General features: G+C 73.4%; 21 protein-coding genes. 9 read left to right on the top strand and 12 right to left on the bottom strand.

Annotated elements, in window-relative coordinates:
* Window positions 1-158: 158 nt before the first annotated feature.
* A complete protein-coding gene (locus AB0C35_RS13130; RefSeq protein ID WP_358454204.1) occupies window positions 159-1,247 on the bottom strand; it encodes a cation diffusion facilitator family transporter in 1,089 nt (362 codons plus the stop codon).
* Between the two features lie 104 nt (window positions 1,248-1,351).
* Here AB0C35_RS13130 and AB0C35_RS13125 point away from each other — a divergent pair, with 104 nt between their 5' ends.
* A complete protein-coding gene (locus AB0C35_RS13125) occupies window positions 1,352-1,699 on the top strand; it encodes a metalloregulator ArsR/SmtB family transcription factor (protein ID WP_358454201.1) in 348 nt (115 codons plus the stop codon).
* An 84-nt stretch (window positions 1,700-1,783) separates the two neighbouring features.
* Here AB0C35_RS13125 and AB0C35_RS13120 read toward each other — a convergent pair whose 3' ends face one another.
* A complete protein-coding gene (locus AB0C35_RS13120) occupies window positions 1,784-2,347 on the bottom strand; it encodes a TetR-like C-terminal domain-containing protein (protein ID WP_358454198.1) in 564 nt (187 codons plus the stop codon).
* Window positions 2,340-3,176 carry an alpha/beta hydrolase gene (locus AB0C35_RS13115; protein WP_358454195.1) on the bottom strand — a complete coding sequence of 279 codons (837 nt, stop codon included), beginning with the start codon at window positions 3,174-3,176 and terminating at the stop codon, window positions 2,340-2,342. Before AB0C35_RS13115 ends, AB0C35_RS13120 begins: the two co-directional genes overlap by 8 nt.
* A 161-nt stretch (window positions 3,177-3,337) precedes the next feature.
* Here AB0C35_RS13115 and AB0C35_RS13110 point away from each other — a divergent pair, with 161 nt between their 5' ends.
* Window positions 3,338-4,423, top strand: coding sequence for an acyl-CoA dehydrogenase family protein (locus AB0C35_RS13110; RefSeq protein WP_358454192.1), 1,086 nt, complete (start codon window positions 3,338-3,340; stop codon window positions 4,421-4,423).
* Complete coding sequence (locus AB0C35_RS13105; protein WP_358454189.1) at window positions 4,420-5,388, top strand: acyl-CoA dehydrogenase family protein; 969 nt, start codon at window positions 4,420-4,422, stop codon at window positions 5,386-5,388. The genes AB0C35_RS13110 and AB0C35_RS13105 overlap by 4 nt, the downstream gene beginning before the upstream one ends.
* Window positions 5,389-5,437: 49 nt before the next feature.
* Here the strand turns inward: AB0C35_RS13105 and AB0C35_RS13100 are convergent, their stop codons facing one another.
* The 3 genes from AB0C35_RS13100 to AB0C35_RS13090 are packed head-to-tail and all read right to left on the bottom strand — an operon-like array spanning window position 5,438 to window position 8,246.
* A complete protein-coding gene (locus tag AB0C35_RS13100) occupies window positions 5,438-6,043 on the bottom strand; it encodes a response regulator transcription factor (protein WP_358454186.1) in 606 nt (201 codons plus the stop codon).
* Complete coding sequence (locus AB0C35_RS13095; protein WP_358454183.1) at window positions 6,043-7,203, bottom strand: histidine kinase; 1,161 nt, start codon at window positions 7,201-7,203, stop codon at window positions 6,043-6,045. Before AB0C35_RS13095 ends, AB0C35_RS13100 begins: the two co-directional genes overlap by 1 nt.
* Complete coding sequence (locus tag AB0C35_RS13090; RefSeq protein ID WP_358454180.1) at window positions 7,200-8,246, bottom strand: hypothetical protein; 1,047 nt, start codon at window positions 8,244-8,246, stop codon at window positions 7,200-7,202. Before AB0C35_RS13090 ends, AB0C35_RS13095 begins: the two co-directional genes overlap by 4 nt.
* Window positions 8,247-8,568: 322 nt before the next feature.
* Between AB0C35_RS13090 and AB0C35_RS13085 the strand changes: the two genes are divergently transcribed.
* From AB0C35_RS13085 to AB0C35_RS13060, 6 genes are all read left to right on the top strand, one after another.
* Window positions 8,569-9,360 carry an ABC transporter ATP-binding protein gene (locus AB0C35_RS13085; protein WP_358454177.1) on the top strand — a complete coding sequence of 264 codons (792 nt, stop codon included), beginning with the start codon at window positions 8,569-8,571 and terminating at the stop codon, window positions 9,358-9,360.
* On the top strand, window positions 9,360-11,918 hold the full coding sequence (locus tag AB0C35_RS13080; protein ID WP_358454174.1) for an FtsX-like permease family protein: 2,559 nt from the start codon (window positions 9,360-9,362) through the stop codon (window positions 11,916-11,918). The genes AB0C35_RS13085 and AB0C35_RS13080 overlap by 1 nt, the downstream gene beginning before the upstream one ends.
* Window positions 11,919-12,093: 175 nt before the next feature.
* On the top strand, window positions 12,094-12,834 hold the full coding sequence (locus AB0C35_RS13075) for an SDR family oxidoreductase (RefSeq protein WP_358454171.1): 741 nt from the start codon (window positions 12,094-12,096) through the stop codon (window positions 12,832-12,834).
* 44 nt (window positions 12,835-12,878) lie between these two features.
* Window positions 12,879-13,841, top strand: coding sequence for a sigma-70 family RNA polymerase sigma factor (locus AB0C35_RS13070; RefSeq protein WP_358454168.1), 963 nt, complete (start codon window positions 12,879-12,881; stop codon window positions 13,839-13,841).
* A gap of 87 nt (window positions 13,842-13,928) precedes the next feature.
* Window positions 13,929-14,999: a sigma-70 family RNA polymerase sigma factor gene (locus tag AB0C35_RS13065; RefSeq protein ID WP_358454165.1), complete on the top strand. Its 1,071-nt coding sequence runs from the start codon at window positions 13,929-13,931 to the stop codon at window positions 14,997-14,999.
* 151 nt (window positions 15,000-15,150) lie between these two features.
* Window positions 15,151-16,575: an MFS transporter gene (locus tag AB0C35_RS13060; protein ID WP_358454162.1), complete on the top strand. Its 1,425-nt coding sequence runs from the start codon at window positions 15,151-15,153 to the stop codon at window positions 16,573-16,575.
* A gap of 70 nt (window positions 16,576-16,645) precedes the next feature.
* Here the strand turns inward: AB0C35_RS13060 and AB0C35_RS13055 are convergent, their stop codons facing one another.
* The 6 genes from AB0C35_RS13055 to AB0C35_RS13030 all read right to left on the bottom strand — a co-directional run bounded on the left by AB0C35_RS13055 (window position 16,646) and on the right by AB0C35_RS13030 (window position 23,363).
* Window positions 16,646-18,241, bottom strand: coding sequence for a sialidase family protein (locus tag AB0C35_RS13055; RefSeq protein ID WP_358454159.1), 1,596 nt, complete (start codon window positions 18,239-18,241; stop codon window positions 16,646-16,648).
* A gap of 136 nt (window positions 18,242-18,377) precedes the next feature.
* Window positions 18,378-19,502 (bottom strand): alanine racemase, encoded by a 1,125-nt coding sequence (locus AB0C35_RS13050; RefSeq protein ID WP_358454156.1) that lies wholly within the window; start codon window positions 19,500-19,502, stop codon window positions 18,378-18,380.
* A complete protein-coding gene (locus AB0C35_RS13045) occupies window positions 19,499-20,326 on the bottom strand; it encodes an amidohydrolase family protein (RefSeq protein WP_358454153.1) in 828 nt (275 codons plus the stop codon). Before AB0C35_RS13045 ends, AB0C35_RS13050 begins: the two co-directional genes overlap by 4 nt.
* Window positions 20,323-21,228: an IclR family transcriptional regulator gene (locus AB0C35_RS13040; RefSeq protein ID WP_358454150.1), complete on the bottom strand. Its 906-nt coding sequence runs from the start codon at window positions 21,226-21,228 to the stop codon at window positions 20,323-20,325. Before AB0C35_RS13040 ends, AB0C35_RS13045 begins: the two co-directional genes overlap by 4 nt.
* Before the next feature lie 33 nt (window positions 21,229-21,261).
* A complete protein-coding gene (locus AB0C35_RS13035) occupies window positions 21,262-22,878 on the bottom strand; it encodes a D-aminoacylase (protein WP_358454147.1) in 1,617 nt (538 codons plus the stop codon).
* Window positions 22,875-23,363: a RidA family protein gene (locus tag AB0C35_RS13030; protein WP_358454144.1), complete on the bottom strand. Its 489-nt coding sequence runs from the start codon at window positions 23,361-23,363 to the stop codon at window positions 22,875-22,877. The genes AB0C35_RS13035 and AB0C35_RS13030 overlap by 4 nt, the downstream gene beginning before the upstream one ends.
* Window positions 23,364-23,423: the final 60 nt, after the last annotated feature.

Here is a 23,423-nt window from a genome sequence, read left to right as displayed (position 1 = left end):
GCCGCTCGCCGATGCGCTCAGGTGGCCGGCGGGGCGGTGGCGGCGTGCAGGTCGCCGCTGAGGTAGGCGGCGCCCCGGGACGCGCCGGCGGGCACGCCGCCGCCTTGAAGACCGCCCCTGGCATGTCCACTGTTGGAGCAGGTGCCGCTGGTTTCAGGTCATGCCGGCAGATGGTGCGCCAGGGCGAGGTGCGGGTCGGGGGCGCCGGTGGCGGGGGCGGGGTCGGCGTGCACGAGGACGGCGGTCAGCTTGGGCACGGCGTGCAGCAGGACGTGCTCGGCGTCGACGGCGATGTCGTGGGCCTCGCCGACGGTGAGGTCGGCGTCGACGATGACGGCGACCTCGGCCCGGAGCCGGTGGCCGATCCACCGCATGCGCAACTCGCCGATCCCCCGTACGCCCCGCACCTGCCGCAGCGCCTCCTCGGCCCGGCCGACCAGCGCGGGGTCGACGGCGTCCATGACCCGGCGGAACACCTCGCCGCCGGCGTCCCGCAGCACCAGCAGGATCGCCCCAGTGATCAGCAGCCCGACGATCGGGTCGGCGTACCGCCACCCGGCGGCGGCGCCCGCCGCGCTCAGCAGAACGGCCAGGGAGGTGAACCCGTCGGTGCGGGCGTGCAGGCCATCGGCGACCAGGGCCGCCGAGCCGATCTGGCGGCCGACGCGGATCCGGTACCGGGCCACCCACTCGTTGCCGAGGAACCCGACGACGGCGGCCGCGGCCACGACGCCGACGTGGTCCATGTCGCGGGGATCGAGCAGGCGGTTCACGGCCGTCCACGCGGCGAATCCGGCGGAGGCGGCGATGGTCAGCACGATGACGATCCCCGCCAGGTCCTCGGCCCGCCCGTAGCCGTAGGTGAACCTGCGGGAGGCGGCGCGCCGTCCGAGGACGAACGCCACGCCCAGCGGCACGGCGGTCAGGGCGTCCGCGACGTTGTGGACGGTGTCGCCCAGCAGCGCCACCGAACCGGACAGGACGACGATCACCGCTTGCACGGCGGCCGTCACTCCGAGGACGGCGAGGGACACCCAGAGAGCGCGCATGCCCCGCGCCGACGACTCCAACGCGGAATCGACCTTGTCGGACGAGTCATGGGTGTGCGGTGTCACCAGGTGCCCCAGCCGGTGCCGCAACCGCGCGAACCGGCCGGCCGCCGGGTGGACGGCATGCGCGTGCGCTTCATGCGCGTGATCCTCATGGCCCTGCGGATGCCGGTGTTCGTGCCGGTGGTGTTCGCTCATTCGAATGCCTTCCGAGGGTGGACGGACGACACGCACCCCTGGGAGCGGGACGTCGGGTGGACACGGGCCTGCCCTCGTCCCATTATGTGCATATGAACGCACGCATGCATCTATCAGGTGCAACGGCCTCGCACGTGCACAGACCGGGCGAGGAGCAGTTCGCCCTCGCCGCCGAACTGCTGGCCCTGCTCGGCGACCGCACCCGCCTGGTCCTGCTGCACCGGCTCGCCGACGGTGAGGCCGACGTGTCCACGCTGACCGGGGTGTGCGGCGCCGCGCGTCCCGCCGTCAGCCAGCATCTGGCGCGCCTCCGGCTGGCCGGACTGGTCTCCACCCGCAAGGAGGGCCGCCGGGTCGTCTACGCGCTCAACGACGGCCACCTGCGCCGGGTGGTCGACGAAGCACTCAGCCTCGCCGACCACCGGCTCACCGACAGGCCCGCCCACGACTGAACCACCGCCCCCGCACCCGGACTCGCCCCCGCTCGAACGACCCCCGGCCGGTCCTCGCACGTCCGCTCGACGGCGGCGGCCTGCTCATGTGGCGCGCAGGCCCCGGTCGGCGAAGGCGATCAGCCACTCGAAGCTCTCGTCTATGTCGGTGCCCCACTGGAAGCCGTTGGCCGCCTGTAAGGTCGCGAAGCCGTGGCAGAGGCTGCGGAGCATGCGCAGGGCGTGGTCCGCGTCGGGCTCTTCGATCCGGTAGCCGCGCAGGACCGCCGTGAAGGCGCCGAGCAGCCGCAGACCCGCGATGGACAGTGGATCGTCCGGCCCGGACGGTTCCACCCCGATCGTCGCCGCGTACCGGCCGGGGTGCTCCAGGACGAAGGTGCGGAAGGCCCGCGCCGCGGCCGCCAGCGCGTCGCGGCCCGCGTGCCCCTGGACCGCGCCGCCGACGGCGTCGGCGGCCTCGCTCAACGCCAGGGCCGCGATGCGCCGGTTGAGGTCTTCCTGGCCGCCCACGTGCTTGTACAGGGACGGGGTGCGCACGCCCACCCGCTCGGCCAGCGAACCCATCGTCAGGTTGGCGAACCCCACCTCGTCGGCGAGGGCGGCACCGGCCGCGACCACGGCGGCCGTGTCCAGGCCGACCCTAGCCACGAGCGGCGTCCGATCGCAGGAAGGCAAGGATGAGCGACACCACCTGGTCGGGGAACTGGTCGTGCGGGTAGTGCCCGGCGCCCTCGATCATCTCCAGGCGGCCGAGGCCGGACGGCAGGGCGTCGACGATCGCCGACCCCTCGGCGTGCGGGTCGGCCCAGTCGGGGTCGAGCGTGCCCATCACGACCAGGACCGGGGAGCGGACGTTGCCGAGTTGTGCGCCGGCGTCGGTCGGGGCGCTGCGGCCCATGCGCTGCAGGGCCTTCATGCGGCCCGGCTCGCGCAGCAGGGAGTCGATGCGGCCGATCCGCTCGTCCCAGCCGGCCGGCTTCGCGCCGGGGTAGGCCACGTCGAGGTACGAGCGCCAGAGCGCCGCGCTGCCGAACGCGCCCGTGCCGAGCAGCCGCAGCATGCCCTGCCGGAAGCGCTTCACTCGCAGGTCGCCGAGGCGCATCGACTGCTTGCGGGTGAACGGCGCCAGCTCGACGACCGCGCTGATCAGCGAGGGGTCCTGCGCCGCGGCGATGGTGGCGGCGCCGCCGGAGACGGAGTGGCCGACGAGCACGGCCGGGCCGCCGAGGTGGCGGATGACGGCGAGCAGGTCGCCGGCGATCGCGGTGCGGCTCCAGGCCGGCCAGTCGACGCTGGACTCGCCGAAGCCGCGTAGATCGACCGCGGCGACCCGGTAACCCGCGGCCACCAGCGGCGGGATCACCGCATGGTAGGCGGCGCGGCTGTCGCCCATGCCGTGCGCGAGGACGATCAGCGGGCCGGACCCCGCCACCTCGTAAGCGATCGTGCCGCCGTCGACGGCCAGGTACTCGGTCATGACATCCCCCAGATGGCTAATTTCGTTAGCTTCAAGCTAATGCTATTAGCCACAGTTGTCAACAGCGCCCTCCGCAGCGGTTCGCCGGTGCTCGCCCCCGTCGGCGCGCCAGTCGGCGGCCGTGAAAGATTGGCGCCAGCGAACCCGACGATGGAGGTGCGGTGGCGCATCCGGTTCTGATGGACGACCTGCGCTCGTCCGTCCGCGCGTTCCTGCGGTCGTATGACTTCACTCCGGCCGTCGACGCCTGGCACGCCGGCTGGGACGAGGACTTCACTCGCGCGCTGGCCGCACGCGGGTGGGTCGGCATGACCATCCCGGAGGAGTACGGCGGCGCCGGACGGACCTTTCTCGAACGTTTCGCCGTCACCGAGGAACTGCTCGCCGCGGGGGCCCCGGTGTCCGCGCACTGGATCGCCGACCGGCAGACGGCCCCCTCCCTGCTGGCCTACGGAACCGAAGAGCAGAAGCGCGAGTTCCTGCCCGCGATCGCGCGGGGCGAGTGCTTCTTCGCCATCGGCATGAGCGAACCGGACTCCGGTTCCGACCTGGCCAGCGTCCGCACCGCCGCGGAACGCACCGACGGCGGCTGGCTTCTGACCGGCACCAAGGTGTGGACGACCGGGGCACACCGCGCCCACGCCTTCCTCGTCCTGGCCCGCACCGCGCCGCACGACCCGTCCGCACGGCACGCCGGCCTCAGCCAGTTCATCGTCGACTTGCGCGCTCCCGGTGTGACCATCCGCCCGATCGTCACGATGGGCGGCGAACACCACTTCAACGAGGTCGCGCTCACCGACGTGTTCGTCCCCGACGACCGGCTGCTCGGCCGTGTCGGGGACGGATGGCGCCAGGTGACCTCCGAACTGGGATACGAGCGCAGCGGCCCCGAACGCTTCCTGTCGACACTTCCGCTGCTGAACGAGGCGGCCGCGGCGACACGGCGCGGCGAACTCCCCAAGCACCCAGACCTGGGCCGTCACATCGCGCGGGTCGCGGGGCTGCGGCACATGTCGCAGGGCGTCGCGCGCTCGCTCCAGGACGGGGAGCCCGCCGACGTCGAAGCCGCACTGGTCAAAGTGCTCGGAACGACCCTGGAGGGCGACATCGTCGAGTTCGCCGACCAGCTCGGCATGGCCGCCCCGATCCTGACCACCGCACAACTGCGGCGTGCCGGGTTCACCCTGCGCGGCGGCACCAACGAGATTCTGCGCGGCGTGATCGCGCGGGGCCTGGGGCTGCGATGACCGTCGATCCCGCGCTCCAGGACATGCTGACCTCGGTCTTCTCCGACCACGACCCGGCCTCTCCGATCGGTTCCCTGTGGAAGAAGCTGGGGTCCCTGGGCCTCGCCCGCCTCACCACCCCGGCCGGACGCGGCGGCAGCGGCGCCGGATGGGACGAGGCCGCCGCGCTGCTCCGGACGGCCGCGTCCCACGGCGTCCCCGTCCCGCTGCCCGAGAACGACCTGCTGGCGAACTGGCTCCTGACAGAGGCGGACCTGCCGTCCGACGAAAGCATCCGCACCGCCTGCGTCCTGGACGAGACCGGCACCGCCCGGTCGGTGCCCTGGGCCGGCGACGCCGACCGGATCACGTTGCTGTGGGCGGCAGAGGACGGCTGGCGGACGGCCGACGTCCCGGCGTCGTCGCTGCGCATCGAGCGCGCGGCGAACCTGGCGGGCGAACCACGCGACACCGTCCACGCCCCGCTGGACGCCACATCCGGCACCCGGGTGGGCGGACACGTGGCGGAGGAGTTCATGCTCCGCGGAGCCCTGGCCCGCGCCCTGCAGATGACCGGCGCGATGGACGGCATCCTGCGGCTCAGCATCGACCACGCCACGACACGAACCCAGTTCGGCCGCCCTCTGGCCGGTTTCCAGGCCGTCCAGCACCTGATCGCCGACATGGCGGCCGAAGCAGCCCTCGCGAAGGCGGCCACGGACGCCGTGCTGCGCGACGGCCTCACGCCGTTCAACGTCGCCGTGGCCAGATCCTGCGCCGGGCACGCGACGACGACGGTCGTCCGCAACGCCCACCAGGTGCACGGCGCCATCGGAACAACGGCCGAGCACCCGCTCCACCGCTACACCCTCCCCGCCCTGGCCTGGCGGGCGGAGTTCGGCTCGCTCCACCACTGGGACGAACACCTCAGCCAGGCAGCCCTATCGACCGACCAGGACATCTGGCACCTCATCAACGACCTGTAAACGGGTCGTCCCCGCCTCGGCCGGGACCGGTGGTTCCGCGGTGGCGGGATCAGAGCCAGCCGGCGTTGCGGGAGATGCGGATCGCGTCGATGCGGTTCCGGGCGTTGACCTTCGCGATGGCGTTGGAGAGGTAGTTGCGGACCGTCGCGCGGGACAGCGAGAGGGTGGTGGCGATCTCCTCGGTGGACAGGCCGCTCTCGGCGGCGCGGAGGACGTCGGTCTCGCGCGGGGTGAGCGGGCTGCTGCCGGTTTCCAGTGCGGCCGCGATCAGGTCGGGATCGATGACCCGTTCGCCGGCGGCCACGCGGCGGATCCCGTCGGCGAGGGTGTCGGCGGGGGCGTCCTTGACGATGAAGCCGCGGACGTGGACCTTGAGCGCGCGCAGCAGATTGCCGGGCTGGCTGAGCCCGGTGAGGACGAGCGCCCGGCACTCGGGCAGCCGTTCGTACAGCTCGCCGGCGGCGGCGAGCCCGTCCAGGCCCGGCAGGTCGATGTCCAGGACGGCCACGTCGGGCCGGACCTCCAGGGCCGTCGCGACGATCCGGTCGCCGCGCTCCAGTTCGGCGACGACCTCCATGTCGTCCTCCAGCGAGATGAGGGCGACCAGCGCACCGCGGATCATGTGGACGTCCTCGGCGATCAGCACCCTGATCATCAGATCGTCTCCTCGGGTACCTCGACGAGCAACCGGAACCGGCCCCTGGAGCCGTCGGCCGACACCGAACCGGACAGCGCGCGGGCGCGTTCGGCCAGTCCGGCCAGCCCGCTGCCCTCGCCCGCCGGCCCCCGCACGCCATCGTTGACGATCTCCAACCGTACGGTGCCGCCGTGGCGCCGCGCGGTGACGGAGCACATGCGGGCGTCGCTGTGGCGCAGCACGTTGGTCACGCCTTCGCGTACCGCCCAGGCGAGGACGTCCTGCACGGCCGGGTCGAGGCCGGGCAGCCGCACGTCGACGCGGGCCTCGATGGACGCGGCGGTGAGCAGTGCGGTCACTCCCCTGGTCTCCTCGTCGAGCGACACGGCGTGCTCGTCCCTGGTCACGGCGCGCATCCCGGCCAGCGCGTCGCGGGCCACGAGGGTCAGGTTCTCAATCTGCGCCTGGGCCGCGGCCGGGTCCTTGGCGAGCAGCCGGAGCGCGAGGTCGCCCTTGAGGGACACCGCCGAGAGGCTCTGCCCTAGCAGGTCGTGCAGATCGCGGGAGAGGCGCAGCCGCTCCCGTCCGATGGCGACCTCGGCCAGTTCGGTACGGGTGGCCTGGAGTTCGTCGATGATCCGCACCAGCCAGACCGATCCGTAGGTGGCCGCCACCCCGATCGTGAAGCCGGCGGACAGCCAGAAGGCACCCCAGGCCGCCTTCTCGGCGAAGCCCACGCCGGCATACGGCCCGGGCGCGGTCGTGGCCAGCACCACCAGGGTCCCCACTGCGGGAAGGGCGGCGACGACGGCCGCGAGAGCGCCGCGCAGCAGCATCATGGCCGAGACGACGACGAACAGCTGCATGTCGATCCAGTTGCCGGCGTACCACGGCATCGGCAGGTAGACCAGGGCGATCAGCGCCGCGAACGTCCACCGCCAGCCGCGCGGGCGCTCTCCCCGCACCGCGGCGAAGCTGTGCCGCAGCTGGAGCGCGCCGACGGCGAGGCCCGCGAGAAGGGGGACGGCGGGGTGGCGTGCCGCGGGATCCTCCAGGCCGGTGATCGCGTAGATCGGAGACGCCAGGATGAACGGCACGTGGGCGGCGACGAGGAACCAGCGGGCGCGGCGCGGCGACCAGGCGGGGCCTGCCGGCCAGCCGGGCGGCGCGGCCCTCACGGCGCGCCCCCCGGCTCGGCGGTGACCTCCAGCCGCAGCCGGCCGTCGCGGCGGGTGACCGCGATGACGCAGCGCCGGACGGTGTCGTCGTGCAGGAGGCGTGCGACGTCGGTGCGCAGGGCCGAGTGGAGGGCCTGGTCGACGGTGTCCGGGACGTCGCCGTCCGGCATCACGACGCGGCTCTCGATCCCCGCCGCGGACAGCAGTGTCACCGCGGTGTCCAGGGCGGCGTCCAGCGAGGTGTGCTGGTAGCCGCGGATCAGCCGCCGGGTCTCGGCCAGGGTCCGCCGCGAATCACGGGCCAGTGACCGCAGTTCGGCCTCGGCCGCCGGCCTGTCGCGCGGGGCCAGCACGCCCGCCCGCCGTCCCCGCGCGGCGATCGACTCCAGTGCCGTGCCGACCGTGTGCCGCAGTTCCCCGTCGATCCGCAGCCGTTCCCGGGCGACCGCCCTGTCGGCCAGTGCGGTGCGCGCCGCGTGCAGCCGTCGCACCGCGCCGACGAGCCAGATCAGCAGGAACACCGGCAGTCCCTTGAGGGCCCCGGCGATGGTGAAGAAGGGCGCCATGTCGGGACGGCCGAGCACGATCGCGAGAGGCGCCTGCGCGGCGACGATCGTCCCGAAGATGGCGAACGACCAGGGGCGGCGCAACACGATGAGCACCGAGACGGCGAGCGCGTGGAACTGCCCGAGCCAGAGGGCTCCGAGGTGGGGGGTGACCCCGACGATCACCGCGGCCATCGCCGCGACCGTCCAGCCCGCTCCGCGGGGGCGGGTCCCCTGCGCCGCGTGGTAGACGTGCCTGACGTGCAGCGGCAGGTAGGCGGCCGTGGCGAGCACCGCGCCCAGGGCGGGGGCGTCGGTGGACGTGAGGGCGAAGCGCCACAGCTCCACCAGGGGGATCAGGACGCTGTAGGCGACCGCGCCCATCGCCGCGAGCGGAACGAAGTTCGTCGTGAGCGGGAGGGAGCGGTCGGCGCCCGGCTGCGGCGGTCGCGAGGCGGGCGGCGGTTGCGTCGGTTGCGGCGTCAGGCGGCCCTCCACCCGTCGATCAAGGCCGGGCCAGGATATGCGCCGGCCTCGCGGCATCGCCAACGAGGCACTGGCATCTGGCACGTGACCTCCTCCGGCTCTCCACGGCCGCCCGCCTCCGCCGTCGCGGGTCGCCGCTGACCAGTGTCGTTCCGCCGCCGCGCGCTTCGGCAGATGCGGATGTCCGCATTTCACCCATGACGTTCATCACCGCCGACTGACGACATCGGCATCTGCCGGGCGGGCCGTCCGCTCGGCGAGGCTCGAATCCGTCAGGACGGGCGCCATCGGAGACCGGTGCGCACGGCCACCAGAGCGATCACGGGGAACCGGCATGAGGGAAACGACAGGCACCGGCGCGGACGGTGTCGTCCGGTTGCGGGCGGTGCGCAAGGTGTTCGGTTCGAAGCGGAACGGCGTCGCGGCGCTGAACGGGGTCGACATCACGTTCCGGCCGGGCGGCCTCACCGCGATCATGGGTTCGTCGGGCTCCGGGAAGACCACGTTCCTGCACTGCGCGGCGGGACTGGAGCGGCCGACGTCGGGCTCGGTCGTCCTCGACGGCCACGAGCTGACCGGCATGGGCGAGCGCGCCCTCACCAGGCTGCGGCGCGAGCGCATCGGCTTCGTGTTCCAGGCGTTCAACCTGCTGCCCGCGCTGAGCGTGGCGGAGAACGTGGCGCTGCCCATCCTGCTCGCCGGCGGCAGGCCGCGCCGGGCCGCCGTCCGCGAGGCGCTGGAGCGGGTCGGGCTCGGCTCGCTCGGACGCCGCCGTCCCGCCGAACTGTCCGGCGGGCAGCAGCAGCGCGTCGCGATCGCGCGCGCCCTGATCACCCGTCCCGCGGTGGTCTTCGGCGACGAGCCGACCGGCGCGCTCGACACCCGCACGGCCCGGGAGGTCCTCGCCCTTCTCCGCGAGGCGGTGCGCGACGCGGGGCAGACCATCGTGATCGTCACCCATGACCCGGTGGCGGCCGCGCACGCCGACCGGGTGGTCTTCCTGGCCGACGGCCGGATCGTGGACGAGTTGCACCGGCCGTCCGCCGACGCGATCGCCGGGCGGATGACGCATCTGGGCGCCTGGGACACGGATCCGGGCGAGTACTCGCAGGCGGAGGTGTCCTGATGTTCCGGCTGGCCCTGCGCACGCTGCGCTTCCGGAAGGGCGGCTTCGCCGCCTCGTTCGCCGCCCTGTTCCTCGGAGTCGTGATCGTCACCGCCTGCGGCGGTCTGATGGAGAGCGGCATCCGCACCGAGGTGCGGCCGCAGCGGCTGGCCGCGGCGCCCGTCGTGGTGGCCGGCGACCAGTCGTACCGGGTGCCGAAGTCCGGGGACGCCGAGAGGGTGACGCTCCCGGAGCGGGTTCGCCTCGAAGCCGACCTGGTGTCCGCGTCCCGGGCCGTGCCCGGTGTCGCCAGGGTGGTACCGGACGTGTCCTTTCCCGTCGCCGTGCTGCGGCCGGGCGACAGGGCGCCGCTTCCCATGGGCGAACGACCGGCAGGGCACGCCTGGTCGTCCGCCCCGCTCGCGCCCTACGCCCTGAGCGCGGGACGAGCGCCCGGCGCTGAGGGCGAAGCCGTGCTCGACGCGGGACTGGCCGCGTCCGCTGGGGTCGAGCCGGGCGGCACCGTCGAGCTGATGGTGCGCGGGACCGTCGAACGGTTCCGTGTCGTCGGGCTGGCCTCGGGCCGCTCCGCCCTGCCGCCGGGAGTGTTCCTCTCCGATGCGGACGTGCAGCGCCTCGCGCCGCAGCGGATCGACGCCCTCGGGGTGTTCCCCGCCCAGGGGATCGGCGCCGATGAGCTCCGCGAGCGGATCGCGGCGGCGTTCGCAGGACGCGGCGTCACCGTCTCCACGGGTCCCGACCGGGGGCGGGTCGAGTTCCCCGACGTCCGTCCCGCCGGAGAGACCCTCATTGTGCTGGCCGCCGTGTTCGGCGGGCTCGCGATCATGGTGGTGGTCTTCGTCGTGGCGAGCACGCTGGGGCTGTCCCTCCAGCAGCGCGGGCGCGAGATGGCGATGCTGCGGATCGTCGGCGCGACCCCGGCGCAGCTTCGCCGGCTGGTCCTCGGCGAGGCGGTCGTGCTGGCCGTCCTGGCCGCCGCGTCGGCCCGGCTGACCGGTGCGTCCCCCGGACGGCTGCTGTTCGGCCGCCTCACCGCGCAGGAGGTCGTGCCGGCCGAGATCGTCTTCCGGCAGGGCTGGATCCCGGCCGCCGCCGGGGCGGGCGTCGGGCTGCTCACCGCCGTGGTCGCGGCGTTCGTCGCGGCCCGCGGGGCGGCGACGGCGCGTCCGGCCGAGACCCTCACCGAGGCGTCGCTGCCGGACCGGCGGCTCGGCTGGATGCGCACCGGCTGCGCACTGGTCTGCCTGACCGGCGCCACCGCGCTGGCGCTGGTCACCGCGATCGTGATCCCGGGGCCGGTGGCGGCGAGCACCGCCGGCCCGGCCGCGATGCTCTGGGCGGCCGGGCTCGCCCTGCTCGCACCGCGGATCGCGCCGCTCCTGATCGCGCCGCTGCGTCCGGCGCTGCGCGCGGTCACGGGGAACGCCGGCCGCCTCGCGCTGCTCAACGTCCGGGCGCGGCGGATCCGGACGGCGGCCGCCATCACGCCCGTGATGCTCGCCACGGGCCTGGCCACCGGCATGATCTACCTGCAGACGGCGCAGTCCGCCGACGCGCGGCGCGTCTTCGGCGAGACCCTCCGGGCGGACGCCGTGGTCACCTCGTCCACCGGCGGGCCCGCCCCCGGCCTGGTCGCGGAGATCCGCGAAGACCCGGCGGTCGCGGCGGCATCGGCCCTCGTCACCGGCGTCGGGTACGTCGAGGCGCCGCGTTTCGGATCGCAGAGCGAGGACGGGCTGCCGCTGCGCGGGGTCAGCCCGGAGGGTGCCGCGGCCACCACCGCGGTCTCCGTCACGGCCGGCACGCTCACCGCCTTGCGCGGCGACACGGTCGCCGTGGACGTCGAGCACGCCCGCCGCATCGGCGGGGGCCTCGCCGTGGGCGACACCGTGACGCTGCGGCTGGGCGACGGCGCGAAGGCGGACCTCAAGGTCATCGCTCTCGTCACGATGCAGGCCGGCCCCAAGACCGTCCTGCTGCCGGCTCCCCTGCTGGCTCAGCACACCGCGGCCACGGGCCCCGCACAGGTTCTTGTGCGGGCCGCGCCCGGCGTCAGTCCCGACCGGCTGGCCGCCGCGCTCACCGACCGGCTCTCGGGCAGGCCCGGCGTGCGGGTCGCCGACCGGGACGCTGCCGCCGCGGCACAGGCCGAGCAGGAGCGGACCGGGGCCTGGGTGAACTACATGTTCGTCGCGGTGATCGTCGGCTACACGCTGATCACCCTGGTCAACACGCTGATCATCGCCGCGGCGGAACGGCGGCGCGAGTTCGCGCTGCAACGCCTCATCGGAGCCGACCGCAGCCGGCTGCTCCGGATGATGGGCGTCGAAGGACTCGTCGTCGCCATCACCGGCGTCGTGCTCGGCACCCTCGTCGCGGCCCTGACGCTGGTGCCGTTCGGCATCGCCCTGGACGGCTCGCCGCTCCCCTCCGGACCGCTGTGGATCTATTTCACGGTGATCGGCGGCGCGGGTGCACTGACCCTCACCGCGACCGTCCTCTCCACTTGGTTCGCGCTGCGCCCGCACCCCGCCACCGCTGCCACGGACACCACATGAGCGTCTTCCAGGGCGAAAGACATCCATGAACACGTCGTCAGGCAGCGTCCCCGGCAGCCGCCTGAGCTTGATCTGTGACCCATGTCACTCTCCTACTTTCGGCCGGGGCGACGGATTCTCCTCGGGCGGCCGGTCTTGATACGGACCGAACCCGACCCACCTTCCGGAGGATCCGATGTCCGATCTTTTCCAGACCGCCGTCGTCACCGGCGCCGGCCGCGGCTTCGGGCGGGCGATCGCCGCCGCGCTCGTCGCCGCGGGCACGGGCGTCGTCGGCATCGCCCGCACCGAGCGGGACCTGCGCGCCGTCCGCGACGAACTCGGCGAGGGCTTCACACCCGTCGCCGCCGACGCCACTCGCGAAGCGCCGGCGCGGGACGTGATCCGCGAGCACCGTCCCACCCTGCTCGTCCTCAACGCCGGGGCCGCACCGCACATGGCGCCCGTGCACGAGCAGACCTGGGAGACCTTCAGCCGCCACTGGGACACCGACACCCGGCACGTCTTCACCTGGACGCGGGCGGCCCTGACCGAGCCGCTGGCACCGGGCAGTGTGGTCGTCGCGATGTCCAGCGGCGCGGCCCTGAGCGGATCGGTGCTCAGCGGTGGATATGCCGGCGCCAAGGCCGCCGTCCGGCACATCAGCGGGTACGCGGCCGATGAGTCGGAGCGGGCCGGGCTGGGCATCCGGTTCATCACGCTGCTTCCGCGGCTCGCCCCGGCCGCCGGCGTCGGCTCGGCCGCGGTCGCGGGCTACGCCGAGCGCCAGGGCGTCGACTGGGACACCTTCGTCGAGGGCCTGCAGCCGGTCCTCACCCCGGACCAGGTCGCCAAGGCCGTCGTGGAACTCGCCGCCGACCCCGCCAGCGCCCCGGAGTACCTGGTCACCGGCGCCGGCCCGCACCCGGTCGGCTGAGCGGGCCTATCGTGAACGTCACCGGACTCCGAGGAGAAACCGCGATGCCGCCGGACGCCGAGTTCGCCGCCCTGGCCGAGCCGTTCCGGCCGGAGCTGCTCGCGCACTGCTACCGGCTGCTCGGCTCCGTCCATGACGCCGAAGACCTGGTGCAGGAGACCTATCTGCGGGCTTGGCGCGCGTTCGACGGGTTCGAGGGCCGCTCATCGGTGCGGCGGTGGCTGTACAAGATCGCGACCATGGCCTGCCTGACGGCGCTGGAAACGCGTTCCCGGCGGCCGCTCCCGTCGGGGCTGGGCGCGCCATCGGACGATCACCGGGTGGCCGTGGCATCCCGCGAACCGTCGGTGGCGTGGCTCCAGCCGGCGCCCGACACGCTGTTCGGCGCCGGCGACCCGGCGGCGATCGTGGCCGGGCGGTCGGGGGTGCGGCTCGCCTTCATCGCCGCGCTCCAGTACCTGCCCGCCCGCCAGCGGGCCGTGCTGACGCTGCGCGACGTGCTGTCGTTCCGGACGGCCGAGGTCGCCGAGATGCTGGACACGACGACCGCGGCCGTCGACAGCGCGCTCCGCCGCGCCCGGGGCCGCCTGGCCGAGGCCGGCCCGGTCCAGGACGACCTGGCCGAGCCGGACAAGGCGACCCGGCAGGCCCTCCTCGACGGCTATGTCGACGCCTTCACCCGGGCCGATCCCGACGCGCTGGTGAAACTGCTGCGCGCCGACGTCGAGCTGGAGATGCCGCCGATCCCGACCTGGTTCACCGGCCGTCCCGCCGTCGTCGGGTTCCTGGCCGGCCGGGTGCTGCGCCCAGACCGGTGGCGGATGGTGCCCACGCGGGCCAACGGCCAGCCCGCCGCGGCCGCCTACCTGCGCGCGGACGACGGCCGGTACGAGGCGTACGGCGTCGAGGTCCTGACGCTGATCGGACCCCGGATCGCCCGCATCACGGCCTTCAACGACCCGGCTCTGGTGCCGGTGTTCGGCCTGGCGCCCGCGCTCTCGGCCTGAACCGGGCGGCTTTCGCTCAGGCCGACCACTTTCCGGCGCCGGCGGTGTCCATCCATATGAGGGACCACCAGCAGAGAAGGAGCCGATATGAGCGGGATCCCGCTGACCGGGGAAAACGATGCCCCGACCGGTGCACGGCGCCCGGCCGGGGATCTGCTGGCGCAGGCGCGGAGAGGAGACGGCGAGGCGTTCCACGGGCTCGTCGAGCCGTACCGGCATGAGCTCCAGGTGCACTGCTACCGCATTCTCGGCTCGGTGCAGGACGCCGAGGACCTGGTGCAGGAGACGTTGCTGGCGGCTTGGCGCGGGATCGGCGGCTACGAGGAGCGGGCGTCGGTCCGGACGTGGCTCTACCGGATCGCGACCAATCGCTGCCTCAACGCACTGCGGGCCGGCGCCCGTCGTCCGCACGAACATGCGGCCTACCGAGCGGAGGTCCCGTTGCCCGAGCCGTCCCACCGCCGAGCGGAACCGAGTTGGCTGGAGCCGTACCCCGATGTGCTGCTCGACGAGATCGCCGACCACGGGCCCGGACCGGAGGCGCGGTACGAGGCCAGGGAGTCGGTGTCATTGGCGTTCGTGGCGGCGCTGCAGCAACTGCCGTCGAGGCAGCGGGCCGTGGTGGTGCTGAGAGACGTGATGGGATTCCGGGCCGGCGAAGTGGCGACCATGCTCGGCACGACCGAGAACGCGGTGGCCGGCTTGCTGAAACGAGCACGGCGAACGCTGGGGGACGAACTGCCGGATGCCGGCTGGGAGAGCACTCCCCTGCCGAACTCGCCCCGAGAACGCCGGATAGTGGACGATTTCGCCCGCGCATTCGAGGCCGGAGACGTCGATGCGGTCATCGCCCTGCTGACCGACGACGCGTGGCTGACGATGCCGCCGCTGCCACTGGAATACCGGGGCCTGGACGCGATCCGGAATTTCCTGGCCGCGGTCGCGCTGCGCGGCGGTCCCCGCCACGTGCTCATCCCGACGCGGGCGAACGGCCAGCCGGCGTTCGGCTGCTACCTACGTGACCCGCGGACGCCGATCCTGCACGCACACGGAGTGCTCGTGCTGACCCTGACCGGGAACCGGATCACCGCGCTCACCCGCTTCCACGACAACGCGCTTCTGCCGAAATTCGGCCTGCCGAGATCGCTACGCGCCTAACCGGCATGCATAGGCCATAGATCCGACGCAGGCATCCACCGGCACGCCGAAGGTGCGCGTGCGGTGAATCATGCCTGGAAATAGGCGGAAACCCCGCGTATCCAATGAACATTTTGACCAGAGGAGAACGGTGAGTACCAACGAAGGGCGGATGACGTCCAAGCAGGCATGGGTTTTGGGGATCGCCTCATCGGCGTCCTTCATGATGGCGCTGGACAGTTTGGTCGTGACGACGGCGCTGAGCACCATCCGGCAGGACCTGCGGACATCCCTCGAATCACTCGAATGGACCGTCAACGCGTACAACCTGACGTTCGCGGTACTGCTGCTCACCGGAGCGGCACTGGGCGACCGCTTCGGGCGCCGCCGGATGTTCGTCAGCGGTCTGGCGGTGTTCACCATCGCGTCGGTGGCCTGCGCGTTGTCCCCGAACATCGGCATTCTGATCGCGTCCCGGGCGTTGCAGGGCACCGGCGCCGCGATGGTGCTGCCCCTGTCGCTCACCCTGATCAGCGCATTGTTCCCGCCGCAGACGCGGGGCAAGGCGATGGGGCTGTACCTGGGCATCACCGGTTTGGCCACCTTCAGCGGCCCGTTCCTCGGCGGCGTCATCGCCGAGGGGCTGGCCTGGCAGTGGATCTTCTGGCTGAACCTGCCGCTCGGCCTGATCGTGATCACGCTCGCGGCGCGGCACGTCGACGAGGGTTTCGGACCGAACAACCGGCTCGACCAGGGCGGGGTCGTGCTCGTGACCTTGGGCGCGTTCGGCATCGTCTGGGCTCTGGTCCGCGGGAACGCGGCGGGCTGGGGCAGCGCTGAAGTGCTGACCGCGCTGCTGCTCGGTGTCGCGCTGTTGATCGCCTTCGCGGTCTGGGAACAGCACACGAAGGCGCCGATGCTGCCGATGCGGTTCTTCCGGTTGAGGGCGTTCGCCACGGCCAACCCGGCGAACTTCCTCGTGTTCGCCTCGCTGTACGGCACGATGTTCTTTCTCGCGCAGTATTTCCAGACCGTACGAGGTGAAGGGCCGTTCGGCGCCGGCCTGCGGCTGATGCCGTGGACCGCGACGCTGATGGTGTGCGCGCCGATCGCCGGCCGGCTGGCCGACAGGGTCGGCGAGCGGAGGTTCGTCGTCGGCGGGCTGCTGCTCCAGACCATCGGCATGGGCTGGATCGCGATGGTCTCCGATGCCGACACGGGCTACCTCGAACTGCTGCCCTCGCTCGTCATCGGCAGTGCGGGAGTGACCATGGCCATGCCCGCGGCGCAGAAGGCGGTGGTCGGAGCGGTGCGGCCCCAAGAGATCGGTCAGGCCTCCGGCGCCTTCATGATGCTGCGGATGTTCGGCGGGGTGTTCGGCACCTCCGTCACGGTCGCCGTCTTCGCGAGCGCCGGGGGCTATGCGTCGGCCGAAGAGTTCAGTGAAGGCTTTTCGGCGGGGATGGGCGCGGTCACCGCACTCGCCTTCATCGGCATGCTCGTCGCACTCGGAATGCCGGGCAAACGACCGAGACCCGTTGCGGCACCGCCGCAAGCCACAGGCGCCGCACCCCAGAATGAAGGAGTGTCGAGCTGAGGCAGCGAAATGGCCGGCGCGCCATTGAGTGGTGGCGGCCGGCCATTCCCAGGCGGGACGAGGGTCCGGGTCAGCCGCCGGACGGGGCGCGGACGCCGAGTTCGGCCAGGACGGCCCAGCCGCCGGACCGGGTGATCTCGACCTGGATCCCGTCGATCTGGGTACCGGGGTCCACCTGGAACCAGGTGAGGTCGTCACCCCACCGAACGCGGTGGTCGAGCTCGCCGACGCTCCGCCAGGCGCCGTCCACGGTCCGCACCTTGATCGTCGCCGCTTCGGCGTGGCCGGGTTTGAGGGCGACGCCGGCCTCCGTCACCCGGGTCGGCCGATCGAAGGCGATGGCGTACCGGGCAGGCGCCGCACCGGCCTTCCAGGCGGCGTCGTTGTAGCCGACCACGCCGTCGATCGCGCCCGCCGGTCGCACGTTCGGCCGGCGGGAGTCGGTGTACACGAGGTCGGTGTCGATGCTGAGGCGGCCCGCGGCGTGCAGGGCGGCCAGATCGACGCGGCGCGGGTCGGCGGGCTCGTCCCGGATGTCGGCCACGTCGACGAAGTCGCCGACCAGCCGGCTCGTGTTCGAGTCGAAGCCGAGCACGAGGACACGCCCTGGACGGACCTCGGCGACGGCGGGGTTGGCCTGGTCGCCGGTCCCCGAGTCGTACACCAGCTCGCGCGGCGCTCCGTTCCACGGCCGGCCCGGATCGCGCAGGACGGCCCCGACGGTGCCGCGGCGGTCGGTGAAGTGGCCGGAGAGATCGCCGTAGGCGAGGAAGACGTCACCGTTCTCCAGGACCTCGGTGTGCGCCGAGGACGTCACCAGGTCGATCTCGGCCGGGGGCGTCCAGGTGCGGCCGCCGTCGCGGGACCAGGATTCCTGGGAGTGGACCGCACCCATCGTGGAGGCCGCCGTGCCGATGCGCAGCAGGGCGTGGATCGTCCCGTCGGGCAGGACGGTGAGCACGGGCTCCTGGTAGTGGGTGTTCTGCGCGGACGCGATCAGCGATTCGGTGCCGGCGTGCCAGGACTCGCCGCCGTCCAGGCTGCGCACGACGGTGGCGCGCTGCCAGCGGTCGTCGGGGACGGTGCCGTAGAGCGGGACGATCAGTTCGCCGGAGGGCAGTTCCTTGATCTGCCCGTGGCTGGCCGCCCAGCCCAGTTCGTAGGTGTCGACGATGTCGGACTCGCCGCTCATCGAGGACTGGACCGCGACCGGCTCGGACCAGGTGGCGCCGCCGTCGTCGCTGTGCCGGACGGACACGCCCATCGGCTCCGGAGGCGAGACCGAGTAGTCGATCTGGAACCAGCTCAGCAGGAGGCGGCCGGACCCGAGCTGCGTGATCATCGGGTCGCGGTCGTCGTAGGGAGAGTCGTGGACGACCTCGGGCGGCGACCAGGTGCGGCCCCCGTCGTCGCTGGTCAGCATGAGCAGCCGGCCGTCCTGGCCCGTGTGGCCGGCGCCCTCGCGCGCCACCGCGACGAGGGACCCGTCGTTCAGCCGTTCCATGTTCGGGAAATGCAGCTTCTTGCCCGGGGCGGCCTCGGCGACGATCACGTCGGGCCGGTCCGGGGTGGAGGGGGCGGACGGGCTCGCGTGCGCCACTGCGCTCGTGAACCCCAGCGTGAGCAGCGCGCTCAGGGCGAGGGAGATCGTTCGATGGAGTCGCATAGTTCCCGGATACAACACGGAATACCATTCCATGTCAACGCTCCATTTTCGGCGCAAGAAGGGCGGGCCGCATCGCATTCAACGCGGCGGCGTTGGTTGCTTTCGTTGGCCTGTCGTCGTCCAGCGAATGGCGTGCCTAATGGCGCGCTTCGATCGGGTGGCGTTCCACGGCCCGGTCGCCGTCCACGAAATGCAGAGCGCTCCACATGTTGGTCGTGCCGCAGGCGTGGTTGGGGACGATCCGCAGCGGGTCGCCGACGCGCAGACCCGAAGTGCCCGGGCCGGTGATGTAGCCGTGCTCCTCGTTGCCGCCGGTGAAGGCCAGCCCGTCCAGCGGGGCGCCGGCCGCGTCGCAGACGATCCCCAGAGTGCCGGCGGTCGCGATGGAGTCCGAGCTCATCGCCTTGATGCCCGCGTCGACGATGACCGTTCCGGGACGCTGTGCGCTGACGACGCGGGTCAGGACGGTCTGCGCGCACTGGTCGATCTGGGCGCTGCCCAGGCCGACCTGGTTGGCGTCGAAGTAGACGTACGTGCCGGGGCGGGCCTCGGTGACCCCTTCGGCGAACGGCGCGGAGGTGGCGCCCGGTGTCGAGCCGACCGAGACCAGCGGGCACTCGTGCCCCTCGGCACGCAGGGCCTTGGCGATCTGCACCAGCGTCCGTCCGGCGAGGGCGCCGGCGGCCTCCAGCCCGGCACGGTCGGACCCGTGCGCGGCGAGGTGCCCTTCGTGAGTGAGGACGCCTCGCATCTCCAGAGCGGGCAGCGCGGTGAGCGCGGCGGCGGTTCTGACGGCCCGGTCGGGATCGACGCCCGCCCGGTGCAGGCCCGTGTCGACCTCCAGGACGAAGGGGACCGTGACGCCCGCGCCGGCCGCCGCCTCCGACAGCGGTTCCGCCGCTTCCGTCGAGTCGAGCGCGACGGTCAGCCCGCCCCGGGCCATGGCACGGACGGCGAAGGCGACCTTGGCGGGTCCGACCGGCTGGTGCGCCCACAGCACGTCCTCGACGCCCGCGTCCTGGAGCAGCGTGACCTCCGCGGGCGTGGCGCAGGTGAATCCGATCGCGCCGTGGGCGAGCTGGCGGCGCGCGACCGCGAGGCACTTGGAGGTCTTGAAATGGGGACGCAGCGCGACCCCGGCAGCGCCGATCGAGCCGGCGACGGCGGTCAGGTTGGCCTCCATGCGGGCGCGGTCGATGAGGAGGGCGGGCGTCGGAAGTTCGTCCAGGGGCAGCCCGCCGGGCGGAAGGTCCGCCGTCATGCGAGGCCCATCTGCGGTCGCGGGTCTCCGTCCAGCAGCCACTCGACGGTCTCCTTCCTGATCTCGGGGAAGCCGGACGGGCGCCGCCCCGCCATCTCGCGCAGTCCCGCGACGGCTTCGGCGGGCGTCCAGAGCGGGAAGTCGGAGCCGAAGACGAGCCTGTCGACCACGTCCCACTCCTGGGCGCGGGCCAGCGCGAAGTAGCCGTCCATCGGACGGGCCCAGCACGCCGACACGTCCGAGTACACGCGGCGGTTCTTGCGCAGCGTCACGATCGTCTCGCGCTGCCACGGGTGCCCGAGGTGCGCGATGATCTGGACGAGGCCGGGATGGCGGCGCGCGACGTCGTCCACGACCAGGGGGTTGCTGACCGACAGGTCCCCGGCCGGGCTCGGGGTGGCGCCCATGTGCCACAGGACGACGAGCCCCGCGTCGGCCGCCGCCCGGTAGAACGGGTCGTGGACGGTGTCGCGCGGGTCGAACAGCGCGAGCACCGGGTACAGCTTGATGCCGCGAAGCCCGCGGGCGACACCGTCCGCGAGCTGGTCGAGCACGTCGGGGTCGGTGGGGTCGAGCGCCATGAACCCGATCGTCTCGGTGGCGGTCTCCGCGCAGAACCCCTCGGTGAACTCGTTCGGAGTGAGCACCCCGGCGGCGGTGGCGCGGATCCCGAACACGCACGCGGCGGTCACGTCCGCCATGGCGCGGTCGTAGTCGGCGGGGGTGAACTCGTGGGCTCCGCGCCCGTAGACGGGCTTCCAGTGGTTGTCCCACTCGTGGCCCCAGTGTTCGGGCCGCTGGCAGTGGGTGTGGAAGTCGATCAACCGTCCTCCCGGGTGTGCGGTACGCCGGAGCGCAGGGACGAGTGCAGGAACTCCAGGGCGGCGACGACGTCGGCGTCGGCCGCGAGGTCCGCCGCCGCGGCGCGCAGCCGGTCCAGGTAGCGGGCGCGGCGGTCGTCGTCGAACTCGGCGGACGGCCCGGACACGCTGACGGCGGCGACGCAGGCCCCGTCCACCTCGACGGGCGCGGCGACGCAGCGCAGGCCGACGCTGCCCTCGTTGTCGTCGAGGGCGTGACCGCGATCGACGGTGGCCCGCAGCTCTTCGGTCAGGGCGCCGGCCGTCGTGAGGGTGTGCTCGGTCCGGGCCGGGAACGGCTCGGGCGGCAGGTGCCTGGCCAGGTCCGACGGGTCGAGCCGGGCGAGCAGCATCTTGCCGAGCCCGGTGCAGTACGCGGCGTCGCGGGTGCCGGGCGTGGTGTGGAAGCGGATCGGCCGGTCGGGTTCGCGGACGCACACGTGCAGCACCTCCCGCCCGTCCAGCACGCCGAGGTTGGCGGTCTGGCCGGTGGCCTCGGCGACCCTCGCGAGGTGCCCGCCAGCCACCTGCGACAGGTCCAGCCCGGTCAGGTACGCGGTGGACAGCGTCAGGGTCTTGTGGCCGAGCCGGTACGCGGGCCGCTCGTCGGCGCGGACCACGTAGCCCATCTCCTCCAGTACGCCGAGGAGCCGCACGAGCGTGCTCTTCGGCAGGCCGGTTCCGGTCGAGAAGTCGTTCAGGGTGAGCGTGCCGGTCTGTGCGGCGAGGCGTTCCAGCAGCGCCAGGCCCCGGGCCAGCGCGTTGGCGTGGTAGTTGGCCGCCGCGGGGCGGTCGTCGTCCACGTTGCCGCGGCGGGCCGCGGGCCGCCGCGGCCCGACGGCTCCTGTCCCTCTGGCTCTCTCCATGGGTGCCTCGTCTCTGATCAGGGGGTGCGCGGTTCAGGGGATGCGCAGGATCTCGCCGTGCCGGGCGTCTGCGTGCGCGCCGAGGTGCGCGCCGTCCTCGACCACGGCACGGCCGCCGACGATGACCGCGCGGATCCCGTCCGGATACCGCTGGGGTGCTGCGAACGTAGCCCTATCGGTGATGCGCGCGGGGTCGAAAACCACGATGTCCGCGGCGGTCCCGGCGCGGAGGACGCCGCGGCCCGTGAGCCCGGCGCGCTCGGCGGCGGCCGACGTGCATTTGCGGACGGCCTCGGCCAGCCCGAGCCGCCCAAGCCGGTTCCCCGCGGTGGGACGGCCCTCCCCGCCCTCCGGGCCGGACCGGACGTACTCGGCGAACAGCCGCGGGTAGCAGCCGTAGGAGCGGGGATGCGGCATGCCGTGCCCGGTGGGCCCGCCGGGGTCGAGGGCCTGGCCGTCCGAGCCGATGACGGCGGCGGGATGCGTGAGCGCGTCGGCCAGGTCGCGTTCGCTGCGCCCGCCCGCGACCATCTGGACGGCGTTGCCGTGCTCGGCGACGAGGTCGAGCGCGACGTCCGCCGGGTCGGTTCCGGAGTCGGCGGCGAGGTCGGGGAGGGCCCGGCCGCCGACGGCGATGTCGTCCCACGAGTTCGGCAGGTCGCGCCACTCGTCCCGGACGCGGGCGCGGACGGCGTGCTCGGTGAGCCGGGCCCGCATCGGCCCGTCGCCGCCCTCCTGCGCCCACGCGGGCAGGAGCTGCGACAGCGGCGCGTTCCCGGCCAGGTACGGGTAGATGTCGAAGGCGACGTCCAGCCCGGCGGCCCGCGCGGCGTCGATCAGCTCCAGCGCCCGCGCGACCGAGCCGTGGTTGCGCCGCCCGACCGCGACGAGATGCGAGATCTGGGTGCGGCAGCCGGTCGCCGCCGCGACCCGCAGCGCCTGCCGGACGGAGTCGAGCAGCCCGTCGGCGTAGTCGCGGACATGCCAGGCGAACAGCCGGCCGTACGCGGCGGCGGTCCGGCCGAGCGCCTCCAGCTCGTCCTCGCGGGCGTAGCAGACCGGCGCGTAGACCAGGCCCGTGGAGACGCCGGCGGCGCCCGCCGCGAGCGCGTCGCCGAGCAGGCCCCGCATCCGGTCGAGCGCGGCGGCGTCGGCGGGGCGGTCGCCGAACCCCACGGCCGCCGCGCGCAGCGGCAGGTGCGCGACGAGCGCGGCCACGTTCACCGCCGGACGCGCGGTGTCGAGCGCGGCGAGGTAGCCGGGCAGGTCGGTCCAGTCCCAGCGGACGGCCGGGTCCAGGTCGAGGTATCCGGCGGCGGCGCGCAGCGCCTCAAGGTGGTGCGCGGAGGCGTCGGCGGGGACGGGCGTCACGCCGAGGCCGCAGTTGCCGACCACGACGGTCGTGATCCCCTGCCGGACGGCGCTGTGCGCTTCGGGGCCCGACAGGAGCGTCAGGTCGGAGTGGGTGTGGACGTCCACGAACCCCGGCGCCACGACCTGGCCGGACGCGTCCATCGTCCGCGCGGCGGGACGTCCCGCCAGGTCGCCGACCTCCGTGATCCGCCCGTCCTGGACGGCGAGGTCGGCGCGGCGCAGCGCCGCCCCGGTGCCGTCGGCGAGCGTCCCGCCGGTGATGAGCAGGTCGGTCACGTCGCCGCCGTCTCCGGGCGCAGGCGGAAGGCGGCCTGCACCTCGACCGGGCTCCCGGTCGGCAGGGCGGCGACGCCCAGCGCGACCCGCGCGTGCCGCCCGGCGTCGTCGCCGAACACCTCGGTGAACAGCGCCGTCGCTGCGTCGGCGACGAGATGCTGCTCGGTGAACCCGGGCGCGGACGCCACCCACACCGACACCGCCTCGACGTGTTCGACCGCGCCGAGCCCGCCGTCGCCGGACAGCTCCTCCCGGACGGCGGTGAGGACGTTGCGGGCGCACTGCCGCGCGCAGGAGCGGGCCGCGTCGAGCGAGACGTCCGCCCCGACGCGGCCCTCGGCGAGGAGCTTCCCGTCGCGGGCGGCGACCTGGCCGGAGGCGATCAGGACGGCGCCGGAGCGGCGCGCGGCGGCGACGGACGGGCGCTCCCCCGCGGGCCCCGGTTCGACCGGGGCGGCGGCCAGGCGCTGGTCGGCGTCGTGCAAGGTGTCTCCTTCGGATCGGTCTGCGGCGAGGTCGGTCTGCGGGCAGGTCGGGCGGTGGCG

It is taken from the genome of Spirillospora sp. NPDC048819 (assembly GCF_040650055.1).
Taxonomy (GTDB): domain Bacteria; phylum Actinomycetota; class Actinomycetes; order Streptosporangiales; family Streptosporangiaceae; genus Spirillospora.
The sequence above is the reverse complement of the archived record's forward strand: the minus strand, read 5'-3'. Positions and strand labels throughout refer to the sequence as shown.